Below are 14,068 nucleotides of genomic sequence, written 5' to 3'. Positions count from 1 at the left end.
GTTGCGCTCGCGCCTAGGGCTGCAGGGCTTTTAGTCTTTCGGCCTTCAGGGCTTCGCCGAGCGCTTGGCCTGTAAGGCCGGCCTGCACCAGGGGCTGCGCATTCACCGCTCTGGCTGCTGCTGCTGCGCTGCGCAGGTGATCGGCCTGAGGGTAGGCGGCTTTTCCATCGCCCAAGGCCGTCATTTCGCAGGCGGCGATGAAGTCCTCGAAACGCTGGGGGCGCCGGTACACGTCAAACCGCTGTAGCAGCTCCAGCAGGCCAGTGGCAGGCAACTCCAGTGCGCGGTCTGCCAGCGTCAGGCATTGGCTGGTCAGCTGGGCCAGCTCCTGGCATTCCCTGGGGGCCTTGAGGCGCTTGTTCACCGCCTTGACCTGCTCTGGTGCCAGCCTGCCCAGCAGGCACGCCCAGCGCACGTGCAGGGGCTGGGCATGGGCCGCTGCCTGTTGGAGTGCGGCCAGGCACAAAGGCCCTCGGTGAAGCTCTGGCATCATCTGCTCGAGTGCCTGGCAGGCGTCTAGCACCTGGAAGAACACCTGTGGCTGCGCCTCCATTAGTGCTCGCTGGATCTCCTTCCAGCTGCGCTCGGCGGTCAGTGCCTGCAGCTCACCCGAAGCACTGATCTGCTGCATCAACGTCAGGGTGTCGTCGGCAATGCGGAAACCCATGGGTGCGTAGCGGGCGGCAAAGCGGGCCACGCGCAACACGCGCAGGGGGTCCTCGGCAAAGGCCGGCGAAACATGGCGGAGCAGGCGCTTTTCGAGATCATCCTGGCCATGGTAGGGGTCGTGGACCTTGCCGTGTTCGTCTTCGGCCATGGCGTTGATGGTCAGGTCGCGGCGGATCAGATCTTCTTCAAGGGTGACGTCGGGGCTGGCGTAGAAGGTGAAGCCGCCGTAGCCCCGACCGCTTTTGCGCTCGGTACGGGCCAGGGCGTATTCATCGCCGGTACGTGGGTCCACGAAGACGGGGAAGTCTGTGCCAACCGGGCGATAGCCTTTGGCGTGCATGTCTTCGACGGTTGCGCCAACCACCAGCCAGTCGGTATCGCTGACAGGAAGGCCGAGCAGGCGGTCACGTACTGCGCCGCCGACTTTGTAAATGTGCATGTACAACTCTCCATGAATGCCGACAGGATAACCCGCCGGCAGCCATGGTGTTGGGGTTACAGGTGGTGGACCACCGCCAGGTCCATGCGGCCGTAGTCAGCCCCTTCGGCATGGTCGCCCCGCGGCGGCATGTGGTGGGTCTTCATCACTTTGTCACCCTGTACGGTTTCGAGATGGATATCGAAACCCCATAACCGATGCAGGTGCTTGAGCACTTCTTCGGTGGAGTCACCCAGCGGTTTGCGGTTGTGCTGCTGGTGGCGCAGGGTCAGTGAGCGGTCGCCACGACGGTCCACACTCCAGATCTGCACGTTGGGTTCACGGTTGCCCAAATTGTACTGGGCAGCTAGTTGCTCGCGAATGACACGGTAGCCCGCTTCGTCATGAATGGCGGGTACCAGCAGGTCGTCGCGCTGGTCATCATCGAGAATGCTGAACAGCTTCAAGTCACGCATGACCTTGGGCGACAGGTACTGAAGAATGAAACTCTCGTCCTTGAAGCTGCTCATGGCAAACTTGAGGGTAGCGAGCCAGTCACTGCCGGCAATGTCGGGGAACCAGCGGCGATCTTCTTCAGTCGGGTGCTCGCATATCCTGCGGATGTCGGTGTACATGGCAAACCCGAGTGCGTAGGGGTTGATGCCACTGTAATACGGGCTGTCGAAGCCTGGCTGGAACACCACACTGGTATGCGACTGCAGAAATTCCATCATGAACCCTTCAGTGATCAACCCTTCGTCATAGAGGTCGTTCATGAGGGTGTAGTGCCAGAATGTAGCCCACCCTTCGTTCATGACTTGCGTCTGGCGTTGCGGGTAGAAGTACTGGGCGATCTTGCGCACGATACGCACTACCTCTCGCTGCCAGGGCTCCAGCAGTGGCGCGTTCTTCTCGATGAAGTAGAGGATGTTTTCCTGAGGTTCGGCTGGGAAGCGAGCGTCATCGCGGTCACTGCCCTTCTCGGCGCTCTTGGGGATGGTGCGCCACAGGTCGTTGATCTGCCGCTGAAGGTGTTCTTCGCGGTCCTTTTGGCGGCGCCGCTCTTCTTCGGCGGAAATAGGGTAGGGCCGCTTGTAGCGGTCCACGCCGTAGTTCATCAGGGCATGGCATGAGTCGATCAGGTCTTCTACCGCGTCGATGCCGTGACGCTCTTCGCATTGAGCGATGTACTGCTTGGCAAAAACCAGATAGTCGATGATCGAACTGGCGTCGGTCCAGGTGCGGAACAGGTAGTTACCCTTGAAGAAGCTGTTGTGGCCATAACAGGCGTGGGCAATGACCAGTGCCTGCATGCACATGGTGTTTTCTTCCATCAGGTAGGCGATGCAGGGGTCGGAGTTGATCACGATCTCGTAGGCCAGGCCCATCTGCCCACGGGTATAGGATTTTTCGGTGCTGAGAAACTGTTTGCCGTACGACCAATGGTGATAGCCCAGAGGCATGCCGACGGATGCATAGGCATCCATCATCTGCTCGGCGGTAATGACCTCGATCTGGTTGGGGTACGTATCCAGGGCGTAGCGCTCGGCCAGGCGGCCGATTTCCCGGTCGTAGTTCTGGATCAGTTCGAATGTCCACTCTGACCCGGTGGAAATGGGCTGGCGTCTCTGTGCTCTGGCGGTCATGTGGCTAACCTGCGCTGGAAGAGTTCACGGAAGACCGGGTAGATATCGCCGGCCGATACCAACTGTTGCTGGGCAAAGGTGTCTGGGAATGCATCGCCGATGCGCTCGTATTCGTACCATAGCGCCTGGTGCTCACGCGGGGTGATCTCGACATACGTGTAGTACTGCACATGGGGCATGATCTGCTTGGTCAGGATATCCCGGCAGATAGGTGAATCGTCATTCCAGTTGTCACCATCCGACGCCTGGGCGGCGTAGATGTTCCAGTCACTGGCCGGGTAGCGCTCGGCCATGATCTCCTGCATCAGCTTGAGTGCGCTGGAGACGATGGTGCCGCCGGTTTCGCGACTGTAGAAAAACTCTTCCTCATCCACTTCGCGTGCGCTGGTGTGGTGGCGAATGAACACGACCTCGATACGGTCGTAGTTACGTTTCAGGAACAGGTACAAAAGAATGAAAAAGCGCTTGGCGATGTCCTTGGTGGCTTGCGTCATCGAGCCGGAGACATCCATCAGGCAGAACATCACGGCCTTGGAGCTGGGGTTGGGCTGCTTGATCAGCAGGTTGTATTTGAGGTCGAACGTATCGAGGAAGGGCAGGCGGTTGATGCGCGCCTTGAGGCGGACGATTTCCTGCTCGACCTCCTGGATATCAGTGAAATTGTCAGGTTCCTCCACCCGCAGGCGTTCGAGCTCCTTTTGCGCCTCGCGCAGCAGGGCACGGCTGCTGCCGGTCAGGGCAATGCGCCGGGCGTGGGCCGAACGCAATGTGCGCACGATGTTGATGCGTGAGGGGTTGCCTTCACTGGCCACGCCTGCGCGCACATTTTTGAAGGTGTCGGCCCCGGTGATGTGACGTTTGACCAGGTTCGGCAGCTCCAGGTCTTCGAACATGAATTCCAGAAACTCTTCCTGGGTGATCTGGAAGACGAAGTCGTCCATGCCGTCACCCGAGTTGCCGGCCTTGCCCCGGCCACCCCCGCCGCCGCCACCCTGGGGCCGGGCGATGTGTTCACCGGCGGTGAATTCCTTGTTGCCAGGGTGCACGATGGTCTGCTTGCCACCACGCCCGTGGTGCAGCACCGGTTCATCGATATCGCGCCCCGGAATACTGATCTGTTCGCCGTGCTCCATGTCCATGATCGAGCGGCGGCTCACCGCCTCTTCGACGGCTTTCTTGATGTGATCGCGGTACCGCCGCAAGAAACGCTGGCGGTTGACCGTGCTCTTGTTCTTGCCGTTCAGGCGTCGGTCGATAACGTAGCTCATGGTCCCTCCGGTAACTGGATGCAGCGCGGAGCTACAAGCCTGCGAGCTACAAGCTTCAAGCTGCAAGCTTCAAGAAAGAGCAGGCAGCGCCGCTGCAAGCTATTGCGTAGGTACTGAACCGTACGACGAACAGCTTGCAGCTTGCAGCTCACAGCTTGGCGCTCTATTGCGATTTCCTTACACGCAGGTACCATTCCGACAGCAGGCGAACCTGCTTGTCGGTGTAGCCACGCTCCACCATCCGCGTGACGAAGTCGTTGTGTTTCTGTTGGTCCTCCTTGCTGGCCTTGGCATTGAAGCTGATGACGGGCAACAGATCCTCGGTGTTGGAGAACATTTTCTTCTCGATCACCACCCGCAGCTTTTCATAGCTGAGCCAGCTCGGGTTCTTGCCGTTGTTGTTGGCGCGGGCGCGCAGCACGAAGTTGACGATCTCGTTGCGGAAGTCCTTCGGGTTGCTGATGCCGGCAGGTTTCTCGATTTTTTCCAGTTCTTCGTTAAGGGCGATGCGGTTGAGGATTTCACCGGTTTCCGGGTCGCGGTATTCCTGGTCCTGGATCCAGAAGTCGGCATAGAGGACATAGCGGTCGAAGATGTTCTGCCCGTATTCGCTGTACGACTCCAGGTAGGCCGTCTGGATTTCCTTGCCAATGAACTCGATATAGCGAGGGGCCAGGTATTCCTTCAGGTAACGCAGGTAGCGCTCACGCACTTCGGCGGGGAACTGTTCCTGTTCGATCTGCTGTTCCAGCACATACAACAGGTGTACTGGGTTGGCGGCTACTTCGTGCGGGTCAAAGTTGAAGACCTTGGACAGGATCTTGAAGGCAAACCGGGTGGACAGGCCGTTCATGCCCTCGTCGACACCGGCCGAATCTCGGTACTCCTGAATGGACTTGGCCTTGGGGTCGGTGTCCTTGAGGTTTTCACCGTCGTACACGCGCATCTTGGAGTAGATGTTCGAGTTGTCCGGTTCCTTGAGGCGCGAAAGTACGGTGAATTGGGCGAGCATCTTCAAGGTGTCGGGTGCGCAGTGGGCCTTGGACAGTGAGCTGTTGACCAGAAGCTTGTCGTAGATCCTGATCTCATCGCTGACGCGCAGGCAATACGGCACCTTGACGATGTAGATACGGTCGATGAAGGCCTCGTTGTTCTTGTTGTTGCGGAACGTGTGCCACTCCGATTCGTTGGAGTGGGCCAGCAGAATGCCCGAGTAGGGGATCGCCCCCAGGCCTTCGGTACTGTTGTAGTTGCCTTCCTGGGTAGCGGTAAGCAGGGGGTGCAGCACCTTGATCGGTGCCTTGAACATTTCCACAAACTCCATCAGGCCCTGGTTGGCCCGGCACAGCGCGCCCGAATAGCTGTAGGCATCGGCGTCGTTCTGCGGGAATTCCTCGAGCTTGCGGATATCCACCTTGCCCACAAGCGCAGAGATATCCTGGTTGTTCTCGTCGCCCGGTTCGGTCTTGGCGATGGCGATCTGGTTGAGGATAGAAGGGTACAGCTTGACCACCTTGAACTTGCTGATGTCGCCGCCAAACTCCTGCAGGCGCTTGGTGGCCCAGGGCGACATGATGGTGCTCAGGTATCGCCGCGAGATGCCGTACTCTTCCTCGAGAATGGCCCCGTCTTCAGTGGCGTTGAACAGCCCCAGGGGGGATTCGAATACAGGCGACCCCTTGATGGCATAGAACGGTACCCGCTCCATCAGCTGCTTTAGCTTTTCGGCAAGGGACGATTTACCGCCGCCAACCGGGCCCAACAGGTAGAGGATCTGTTTCTTCTCTTCCAGGCCCTGGGCGGCGTGGCGGAAGTAGGAGACGATCTGGTCGATGCACTCTTCCATGCCATGGAAGTCGGCAAAGGCCGGGTAGCGCCGAATGACTTTGTTGGAAAATATACGCGACAGCCTGGAGTTGGCAGAGGTGTCGATCAGCTCGGGTTCACCGATTGCCAGCAACAGGCGTTCGGCCGCCGATGCGTAGGCACTGCGATCCTCTTTGCACAGCTCGAGGTACTCCTGCAGCGAGAGTTCTTCCTGGCGCGTGGACTCGAAGCGTTGTTGGAAGTGGCTAAAAATACTCATGACGTCACCTCGCTCGATACGTAGAGACGACGCCGGATCAGTCAGCTGATGCTGGCATGCAACCGAATTTCCCCGGCTGCTGTGTACCCCCCAGAACACCCTGTAACGCTACCGATGACCCGCACGCCGGTGTACCGGCTCTCCCCTTTTTCCGGATGGCCTGAGCTTAAGAATAGTTGGTTATCGGCAAGGTCAAGGGCGGGGCAGGCAGAAGTTGCGAACGACCGTTCGTCAGATTAGGCCCCAGCCCGCACGGGGCGCGGGCTGCAGTCACTATGAAAAAATTATTCGTCGGTGCCTTGGGCAGTTTCTGCAGGGAAGGTGGCACGCCACAGCTCAAAACCGCCATCGATGCTGTACACGTCTGAAAAGCCCTGGTTCACCAGGTAGGCCGCAGCGCTCTGGCTGGAGTTGCCGTGGTAGCACACTACCAGCGTAGGGGCGTCCAGGTCGGCGCTGCGGATGAAATCCGGGACCGATTGGTTGTCCAGGTGCCGGGCACCGCTGATATGGCCGGCGGCGAATGCCTGCGGGTCGCGAATGTCCACCACTACCGCACCTGCCTGCTTGAGCGCCAGGGCCTGCTCGGGGGGGATGCGTTTGAATTCGCTCATGAGTAGTGCTTCCTTCAAGTCTGATCGTTCAGTGTAGTTGGGTGCGCCGCTGAGCGCAGGGTGCCGCCTTCGCCACAGTCGCAATGGTGATATTCGCCACTGTCGACGTTGTACAGGGTCATGGCGCCACCCCATACGCAACCGGTGTCAAGCGCGATGATGCCAGGTTCGTCGACCTGGCCCTGCAAGGCGGCCCAGTGGCCAAAGATGATCTTCACGTGGCGCGAGCGCCGGCCCTTGTGGGCATACCAGGGTTTGAAGCCCTTGGGTGCTGTTTCCAGGCCTTCCTTGCTCTTGAGGTCCAGCTTGCCCTCGGCGGTGCAGAATCGCATGCGTGTGAGGCAGTTGGTGATCACCCTCAGGCGTTCGACACCCGCAAGGTTCTTGCTCCACTTGTTCGGCTCGTTGCCGTACATGCCGTCCAGATAAAGCTGCAGGCGGTTGTCATCGCGCAGCACCGCTTCCACCTCTGCCGCCAACTCAAGGGCTTTGCCCAGCGTCCACTGCGGGGGGATGCCCGCATGAACCAGCGCGATGCCGCGTGCTTCATCGTAATGCAGCAGCTTTTGCCGGCGCAGCCAGTCGAACAGCTGATCGGCATCGGGCGCCTCGATGACCTCACGCAGCGTGTCGCTTTTTTTCAAGCGCTCGACGTTGTGCCATGCGGCCAGCAGGTGCAGGTCATGGTTGCCGAGTACGCACACCAGCGAGTCGCGCATGGCGTACAGAAAGCGCAAGGTTTCGAGTGATTCCGGGCCGCGGTTCACCAGGTCGCCCACCAGCCACAGGCGGTCCACACTTGGGTTGAATTTCACCCGGTCCAACAGGCATTTCAGCGGTTCCAGGCAGCCTTGCAGATCGCCGACGGCATAGGTAGCCATCAGTGCAATGCCCCGGGTACAGCCAAGCGGAAAGGCGCGATGGTGGCATCGAAACGTTTGCCGTCTTCGGCGAACATCTGGTAACTGCCCTGCATGGTGCCGACGCGGGTGGTGATCACCGCGCCGCTGCTGTAGGTATGGCTCTGGCCCGGGTCGATGTTGGGTTGCTGCCCGACCACGCCGGCGCCGCGCACTTCCTCCACTTCACCATCACCATTGGTGATCAGCCAGTGGCGTGACAGCAGCTTGGCTTTGAGTGAGCCGTTGTTCTGCACCGTAATGGTGTAGGCGAAGGCGAAACGGCTGTTATCCGGGTCGGATTGTTCTTTGAGATAACGGGTCACGACGCTGACGTCGATCTGATAGCGGGGGTCGGTCATGCAAGGGCCTTGGGCGAACTGACGCAATGATGCAGTCTAGGCCATTGATGGTGCGCAGGGCCAGCACTGGCCCTGCGCCGCTCGGCATGCGGATTGAGCAGATGCCCAATAGTCGCACTGAGGTCAGGCTTGCTGGTCTGCCAATTGGTCAGCCAGGCGCACGAAGGCTGCCAGGTCAAGCTGCTCGGGCCGCAGGCTGCCGTCCACGCCAGCCGCTTCGATGGCTTGGCTGTCGAGCAGGCCCTTCATGGTGTTGCGCAGGGTTTTGCGGCGCTGGTTGAACGCCTCGCGTACCACCTGCTCCAGCAGGCGCGCATCTTTGGCCGGGTGTGGCAGCACTTCGTGGGGTACCAGGCGCACAATGGCGGAGTCCACCTTGGGCGGCGGGTTGAAGGCGCCTGGGCCAACGTTGAACAGGTGTTCCACCCGGCAGTGGTACTGCACCATGATCGACAGGCGGCCCCAATCGCCACCGCCGGGCCCTGCGGCCATGCGCTCGACCACTTCCTTTTGCAGCATGAAATGCATGTCGCGGATCAGCCCGGCATGGCTGAGCAAATGGAAGATCAGGGGCGTCGAGATGTTGTAGGGCAGGTTGCCGACCACTTTCAGGCTGCGTGGGGGGACGCCCAGCTGGTTGAAGTCGAACTTCAGGGCGTCGCCCTGGTGCAGGCGGAAGTTGCCGCGATCTGCGAACTTGTGCTGCAGGATCGGCACAAGGTCCTTGTCCAGTTCCACCACGTCCAGTTGCGCGCCACTGCCCAGCAGCCCCTCGGTGAGGGCGCCCTGGCCCGGGCCGATTTCCAGCAGGTGCTCGCCAGCCTTGGCGTTGATAGCCCGCAGGATGCGGTCGATGATGCCTGCGTCGTGCAGGAAGTTCTGACCGAAGCGCTTGCGCGCCCGGTGTTGGTATTGCTCGTTCATGGTCGGTTCTCGGCCATCTGGTAGGCAGTTTGCAGCGCAACGCGCAGGCTGCCGGTGTCGATGTTGCCGGTGCCAGCGAGGTCCAGGGCAGTGCCGTGGTCAACCGAGGTACGGATGATGGGCAGCCCCAGGGTCACGTTGACCGCCGCGCCAAAGCCCTTGTACTTGAGTACGGGCAGGCCTTGGTCGTGATACATCGCCAGCACCGCATCGCAGTGCTCCAGATATTTGGGGGTAAACAGGGTATCGGCTGGCAATGGCCCGCGCAGGTCCATGCCTTCGGCGCGCAGGCGGGCCAGGGCTGGCTCGATAATGTCGATTTCCTCGCGGCCCAGGTGGCCACCCTCACCCGCATGGGGGTTCAGGCCGCATACCAGAATGCGAGGGTGGGGGATGGCGAACTTGTTACGCATGTCTGCATGCAGGATGCGTGTAACCCGCTCAAGACGCTCGGCGGTGATGGCGTCGGCGATATCGCGCAGGGGCAGGTGGGTGGTCACCAGGGCAACGCGCAGGCCATGGGTGGCCAGCATCATCACCACCTGCTCGGTGTGGGTCAGTTCGGCCAGAAACTCGGTGTGCCCAGAGAAGGCGATGCCACTTTCGTTGATGACGCCCTTGTGCACCGGCGCGGTGATCATGCCGGCAAAGTGTTGGTCCAGGCAGCCTTGGCCGGCGCGGGTGAGGGTTTCCAGGACGAACGCGGCGTTGGCGTTGTCCAGTTGGCCCGCCACTACCGGGGCCGCCAGTGGCGTGTCCCACACATAGAGACTGCCCGCTGGCGCAGGCCGGTCCGGCCATTGTTGTGGCCCTACCGGCAGCAGGTCGACCGCCAGCCCCAGCTGGGCGGCCCGCTCGGCGAGCAGGTCACGGCTGGTGATGGCAATCAGGGGGTGGGGCTGGGCGTCTGCGGCGAGCAGCAGGCACAGGTCGGGGCCTATGCCCGCTGGCTCGCCGGGGGTGACGGCGAAGCGCAGTGGCTTCACTGGGCGGCCTGGTCAGCGCCAGGCAGCTTGATTTCAACGTAGGCTTCGTCGCGAATCTGGCGCAGCCAGGTTTGCAGCTCTTCGTCGTACTTGCGGTTACGCAAAACGGTCATGGCCTGCTGCTCGCGTGCCTGTTCGGTGCTGTCGGTGGCACGACGGCCCAGCACTTCCATGACATGCCAGCCGTACTGGGTCTTGAACGGTTTGGTCACCACGCCTTGCTGGGCGTTGGCCATCTGCTCGCGGAACTCCGGTACCAGGCTGTTCGGGTCAACCCAGTTGAGGTCGCCGCCGTTGAGCGCCGAGCCCGGGTCTTCCGAGAAGCTCTTGGCCAGGGTGGCAAAGTCTTCGCCGTTGTTGATGCGTTCGTAGATCTTCTCGGCCAGTTGTTCGGTGGCCGCTTCGCTGCGCACCTCACTTGGCTTGATCAGAATGTGGCGCACGTGCACTTCATCGCGCAGCACGTTCTGGCTACCGCCGCGTTTTTCCTCGAGCTTGAGGATGATGAAGCCATTGGGGATGCGGATCGGCTGGGTGATATCACCTACTGCCATGCTGCTCAGCATCTTGGCGAAGTCCGGTGGCAGTTGCCCCGCATTGCGCCAGCCCATCTCGCCACCTTCCAGTGCGTTCTCGCTGGCGGAACGGGCAATGGCCATCTGGCCGAAGTCCGCGCCCTGCTTGAGCTGCTGGTACACATCGCCGACCTGACGGGCGGCTGCCTGGATGGCCTGGGAGTTGGCCGCTTCAGGGGTGGGGATGAGAATATTGGCCAGGCGGTACTCTTCGGACATCTGCATCTTGCCCAGGTCCGAATTCAGGAAATTTTTCACTTCCTGCTCGGAAACCTGAATGCGCTCGGCCACACGGCGCTGGCGCACGCGGCTGATGATCATCTCGCGCTTGACCTGTTCACGGGCGTCGTCGAACGACAGGCCGTCGTGGGCCAGGGCCGCACGGAACTGGTCCAGGGACATGCCATTGCGCTGGGCAATGGTGCCGATGGCCTGGTTGAGTTCCTCGTCAGTGATGCGGATGCCGGAACGCTCGCCGATCTGCAATTGCAGGTTCTCGACGATCAGGCGTTCCAGTACCTGCTGTTCCAGGGCGCCGGAGGGCGGCACGCCGCCGCCGCGCTTGGCGATGGTTTGCTGGACCTCGCGGACACGCTGGTCCAGCTGGCTTTGCATCACCACGTCGTTGTCAACGATGGCTACCACACGATCAAGCGGCTGCACCGCAGCATGCACCGCGCCACTCAGCAAAGCGACGCCCAGCAGCACTGGGCGCAGTCGATTAAAAAGCTTGGTCTTCACGTTCACGATAACCTTGAATGCCTTGGTCGAGGAAAGATTCGACCTTGTTGCCCACGACACCGCCCAGACCTTTCAGGACGATCTGGAGGAATACACCATGGTCGCCTTTTTCGTTCTGTGGCAGTGCCTGGCTGTAGTCGTCGAAGTCGAGCCAGTAGCGGTTGATCAGGCGCAGCTTCCAGCAGCAGTTGTCATACTCGAAACCGCCCATGGCTTCCAGGGTACGGTTGCGGTTGTAGTCATGCTGCCAGCGAGCGATGACGCTCCACTGCGGGACGATCGGCCAGATGACCGAGAAGTCATGCTGCTGGATCTTGTAGTAGTCCTTGATGTAGTTCGGGCTACCCGGGGTGCCGTAGTCACCGCCGTCCACTTTCCAGCGACCGGTGCTGGAGTCGAAGGCAACGGTGTCATTGCGGTAGCGGTAACCCAGGTTGACCACCTTGTTGGGGTTGTCTTCAGGCTGGTAGTGGAACATGGCACTGCCCGAGCGGGTGGTGTGGCTGTCCTGGTCCCAGTTGAGGTCCGAGTTGAAGCGCCAGTCGCGGTTGAAGTAGTAGTTGTACACCAGCGCATATGGCGACGTGTCAGCCTGCGCGTAGCGACGATTCTTGTAATCGATGCCTGGTAGCTGAACCTTGCGGTCCTTGAAGTAGTAAGCCTGGCCGATACTGAAGTTCTGGCGCTCGAAGCCGTTGTCTTCGATCCAGCGGGTAGTAACACCCAGCGACAGCTTGTTCTCGTCGCCGATGCGATCGCCGCCGCTGAACCGGTTGTCGCGGAACAGCGAGTCGTAGCTGAACAGGGTTTCGCTGGTATCGAACAGCGGGATGTCTTTCTGGTCCTTGTAGGGGACATAGAGGTAGAACAGGCGTGGCTCGAGGGTCTGTTTGTAGTCGGTGCCGAACAGCGAAGTGTTGCGGTCGAAGTACAGACCGCTGTCTACGCTGAATATCGGTATGTCGCGGCTCTGGCTGCTCTTGAAGTCGCCTTCCAGTGCAGCCCGGTTGGGGTCTGCAATCAGGTCGCGCTTACCTTGGCCGTCCAGATCCAGATCGTATTTGGTATACGCATACTTGAGCTTCGGCGTCACGTAGCCATAGCTGGCCGTCATCGGCAGGCTAATGGACGGGGCCACGCTCAAGCGAGTGCCGTTAGCACGCGCCACACCAAAGATGTTCTCGTCCAGGCGGCGACCCGGAAGCCCTGCGGACAAGTCGGGGTTGCCATCCTTGTCGCGTACGAAGTCGTTCTTCAGGTCACGGTCGAAACGCACCGCTTCGGTTTCATACGCCATGTTCAGTCCGCCCGGCTGATATGGCAGCGCACCATTGAAGGTGATCTGCGGCAGGCGGTCGTACGGCGTGATCTGCGAAATGGTGGCCGCCTCGTAGGCGTGAACGTTCAACCGTGCGGTGTAGCTGTCGCCGCGGTAGGTGAGCGCCCCTTGCTGGTCGAGGAAGTCCTTGTGATCGACGCCGATCTGGTCGGATTCCAGGTCCTGGAAGTAGAACGGGTCGCTGATGTCGGTGTAGTTCACCTCGGTCATCAGGCGCTCGTCCAGGCCGCCCTTGTGCTGCCAGTTGACCATCCAGCGCTGATCCTTGTAATCAGTCTGGTCTTTGCGCTCGTCGCTCTTGTCGTTGAGGTAGGCGCCGCCGAACTGGCCTTCGCTCGAAGGGGTCAGGTAGCGGAATTCGCCTTCCATCAGCAGGCCGCGCTTGGTCATGTAGCGCGGGTACAACGTGGCATCGTAGTTGGGTGCCAGGTTGAAGTAGTACGGCGTCACCAGCATGAAGCCAGTGTCGCTGCTGGTGCTGAACGATGGCGGCAGGAAGCCGGACTGGCGACGGTCGTCGATCGGGAAGTAGATGTACGGTGTGTAGAACACCGGGAAATCCTTGACCCGCAGGGTGACGTTGGTCGCGGTACCGAAACCGGTGGCCGGGTTCAGGGTGATGTTGTTGCCCTTGAGCTGCCAGGCGTTGCTGCCCGGTTCACAGGTGGTGTACGTCCCATCCTTGAGGCGGATGATCGCGTTTTCACCGCGTTTGGCGTAAAGGGCACTGCCGCGAATGTGCGACTTGTGCATCACGTATTCGGCGTTGTCGACCTGGGCTTCGCCGGTGTCGAGCTGGATTTGTGCCTGGTCACCCACCACCAGCGAACCGTTGTCGCGGATCTTGACGTTACCCTTGAGCTCGCCACGGTTTTCGGTCTGGTAGAGGTTGGCCTCGTCGGCCTCGGCCTGCATGCTGCCCTGGCGCATTACCACGTTGCCGGCGAGGGTAGCGATCTGCTGCTCCTGCTGGTACTTGGACACCTTGGCGTTGATGTAGGTAGGCGACTCGTCCTTGGGCGTGGTGTCGGCCATGCCTGGGCGGGTTGGCTCGATATAGGCGCCCCCGCAATACGGGCCGGTTTCGGCCAGCTGAGCAGCGGTGAGCTTGTCACGCGGGACCCAGTCCAGGTGGCTGTAGTCTTCGCTGCGCGACTTCAGGCCGCGGCCCTTGGCCTCGGTAACCAGCGTCGGGCGGTCGGCGGCTTGCGCCTCGCCGGCGGCTTCGCCACCGGAGCCGGTGCCGGCGCTGACGGCAGCACCCTCGTGCACCGGCCGTGGCGGCAGGTTGTTGACCTGAGCCTTGGGCTTGCAGTCCCAACCACCGGAGGCGGACACTTGGCAGTCGAATTGTTCGGCTGCCACGACGTGCGACATGGCTAGAGGTTGCAGGGCCAGCAGACCGCCGGTGACCAGCAACGGAAACTTTCTACGAAACGCGGGGGATTTCAATGCCATCTTATTAGTCCGGGCTTCCTGCGTGCCATCTGCCCGCGTGTGGGGCCGCACGCCTCTCGATGGTCTGAAAAAGATGCTGGATA

11 protein-coding genes are annotated in these 14,068 nt (G+C 60.8%); all 11 read right to left on the bottom strand.

The window, feature by feature from the left end; genetic code table 11:
• Nucleotides 1–13: 13 nt before the first annotated feature.
• The 11 genes from PPA02S_RS21345 to PPA02S_RS21295 all read right to left on the bottom strand — a co-directional run bounded on the left by PPA02S_RS21345 (nt 14) and on the right by PPA02S_RS21295 (nt 13,985).
• Nucleotides 14–1,108, bottom strand: a complete 1,095-nt coding sequence (locus PPA02S_RS21345; RefSeq protein WP_028633547.1) for a multifunctional CCA addition/repair protein — start codon at nt 1,106–1,108, stop codon at nt 14–16.
• Nucleotides 1,109–1,164: 56 nt separating this feature from the next.
• Nucleotides 1,165–2,733, bottom strand: coding sequence for a SpoVR family protein (locus PPA02S_RS21340; protein ID WP_028633546.1), 1,569 nt, complete (start codon nt 2,731–2,733; stop codon nt 1,165–1,167).
• Nucleotides 2,730–4,001: a YeaH/YhbH family protein gene (locus tag PPA02S_RS21335; protein ID WP_028633545.1), complete on the bottom strand. Its 1,272-nt coding sequence runs from the start codon at nt 3,999–4,001 to the stop codon at nt 2,730–2,732. Before PPA02S_RS21335 ends, PPA02S_RS21340 begins: the two co-directional genes overlap by 4 nt.
• A 163-nt stretch (nt 4,002–4,164) precedes the next feature.
• Nucleotides 4,165–6,087 (bottom strand): PrkA family serine protein kinase, encoded by a 1,923-nt coding sequence (locus PPA02S_RS21330; RefSeq protein WP_028633544.1) that lies wholly within the window; start codon nt 6,085–6,087, stop codon nt 4,165–4,167.
• 284 nt (nt 6,088–6,371) lie between these two features.
• A complete protein-coding gene (gene glpE, locus PPA02S_RS21325; protein ID WP_028633543.1) occupies nt 6,372–6,701 on the bottom strand; it encodes a thiosulfate sulfurtransferase GlpE in 330 nt (109 codons plus the stop codon).
• Between the two features lie 14 nt (nt 6,702–6,715).
• A complete protein-coding gene (locus PPA02S_RS21320) occupies nt 6,716–7,582 on the bottom strand; it encodes a symmetrical bis(5'-nucleosyl)-tetraphosphatase (RefSeq protein ID WP_028633542.1) in 867 nt (288 codons plus the stop codon).
• Entirely contained in the window at nt 7,582–7,962 is a 381-nt protein-coding gene (gene apaG / locus PPA02S_RS21315; protein ID WP_028633541.1) for a Co2+/Mg2+ efflux facilitator ApaG/CorD, read from the bottom strand. The genes PPA02S_RS21320 and apaG overlap by 1 nt, the downstream gene beginning before the upstream one ends.
• 123 nt (nt 7,963–8,085) lie before the next feature.
• Nucleotides 8,086–8,886, bottom strand: coding sequence for a 16S rRNA (adenine(1518)-N(6)/adenine(1519)-N(6))-dimethyltransferase RsmA (gene rsmA / locus PPA02S_RS21310; protein ID WP_028633540.1), 801 nt, complete (start codon nt 8,884–8,886; stop codon nt 8,086–8,088).
• Complete coding sequence (pdxA, locus tag PPA02S_RS21305) at nt 8,883–9,872, bottom strand: 4-hydroxythreonine-4-phosphate dehydrogenase PdxA (RefSeq protein ID WP_028633539.1); 990 nt, start codon at nt 9,870–9,872, stop codon at nt 8,883–8,885. The genes rsmA and pdxA overlap by 4 nt, the downstream gene beginning before the upstream one ends.
• Nucleotides 9,869–11,188, bottom strand: coding sequence for a peptidylprolyl isomerase SurA (gene surA / locus PPA02S_RS21300; RefSeq protein ID WP_028633538.1), 1,320 nt, complete (start codon nt 11,186–11,188; stop codon nt 9,869–9,871). Before surA ends, pdxA begins: the two co-directional genes overlap by 4 nt.
• A complete protein-coding gene (locus PPA02S_RS21295) occupies nt 11,169–13,985 on the bottom strand; it encodes an LPS-assembly protein LptD (protein ID WP_028633537.1) in 2,817 nt (938 codons plus the stop codon). Before PPA02S_RS21295 ends, surA begins: the two co-directional genes overlap by 20 nt.
• Between the last annotated feature and the right edge of the window lie 83 nt (nt 13,986–14,068).

This window comes from Pseudomonas parafulva NBRC 16636 = DSM 17004, assembly GCF_000730645.1.
GTDB lineage: Bacteria > Pseudomonadota > Gammaproteobacteria > Pseudomonadales > Pseudomonadaceae > Aquipseudomonas > Aquipseudomonas parafulva.
This window is presented reverse-complemented; position numbering and strand designations above follow the sequence as displayed.

What these genes read in the sequence shown, in the direction of transcription:
- PPA02S_RS21345 (WP_028633547.1), bottom strand. Translation starts at nt 1,108, where the DNA reads ATGCACATTTACAAAGTCGGCGGCGCAGTACGTGACCGCCTGCTCGGC.
- PPA02S_RS21340 (WP_028633546.1), bottom strand. Translation starts at nt 2,733, where the DNA reads ATGACCGCCAGAGCACAGAGACGCCAGCCCATTTCCACCGGGTCAGAG.
- PPA02S_RS21335 (WP_028633545.1), bottom strand. Translation starts at nt 4,001, where the DNA reads ATGAGCTACGTTATCGACCGACGCCTGAACGGCAAGAACAAGAGCACG.
- PPA02S_RS21330 (WP_028633544.1), bottom strand. Translation starts at nt 6,087, where the DNA reads ATGAGTATTTTTAGCCACTTCCAACAACGCTTCGAGTCCACGCGCCAG.
- glpE (WP_028633543.1), bottom strand. Translation starts at nt 6,701, where the DNA reads ATGAGCGAATTCAAACGCATCCCCCCCGAGCAGGCCCTGGCGCTCAAG.
- PPA02S_RS21320 (WP_028633542.1), bottom strand. Translation starts at nt 7,582, where the DNA reads ATGGCTACCTATGCCGTCGGCGATCTGCAAGGCTGCCTGGAACCGCTG.
- apaG (WP_028633541.1), bottom strand. Translation starts at nt 7,962, where the DNA reads ATGACCGACCCCCGCTATCAGATCGACGTCAGCGTCGTGACCCGTTAT.
- rsmA (WP_028633540.1), bottom strand. Translation starts at nt 8,886, where the DNA reads ATGAACGAGCAATACCAACACCGGGCGCGCAAGCGCTTCGGTCAGAAC.
- PPA02S_RS21295 (WP_028633537.1), bottom strand. Translation starts at nt 13,985, where the DNA reads ATGGCATTGAAATCCCCCGCGTTTCGTAGAAAGTTTCCGTTGCTGGTC.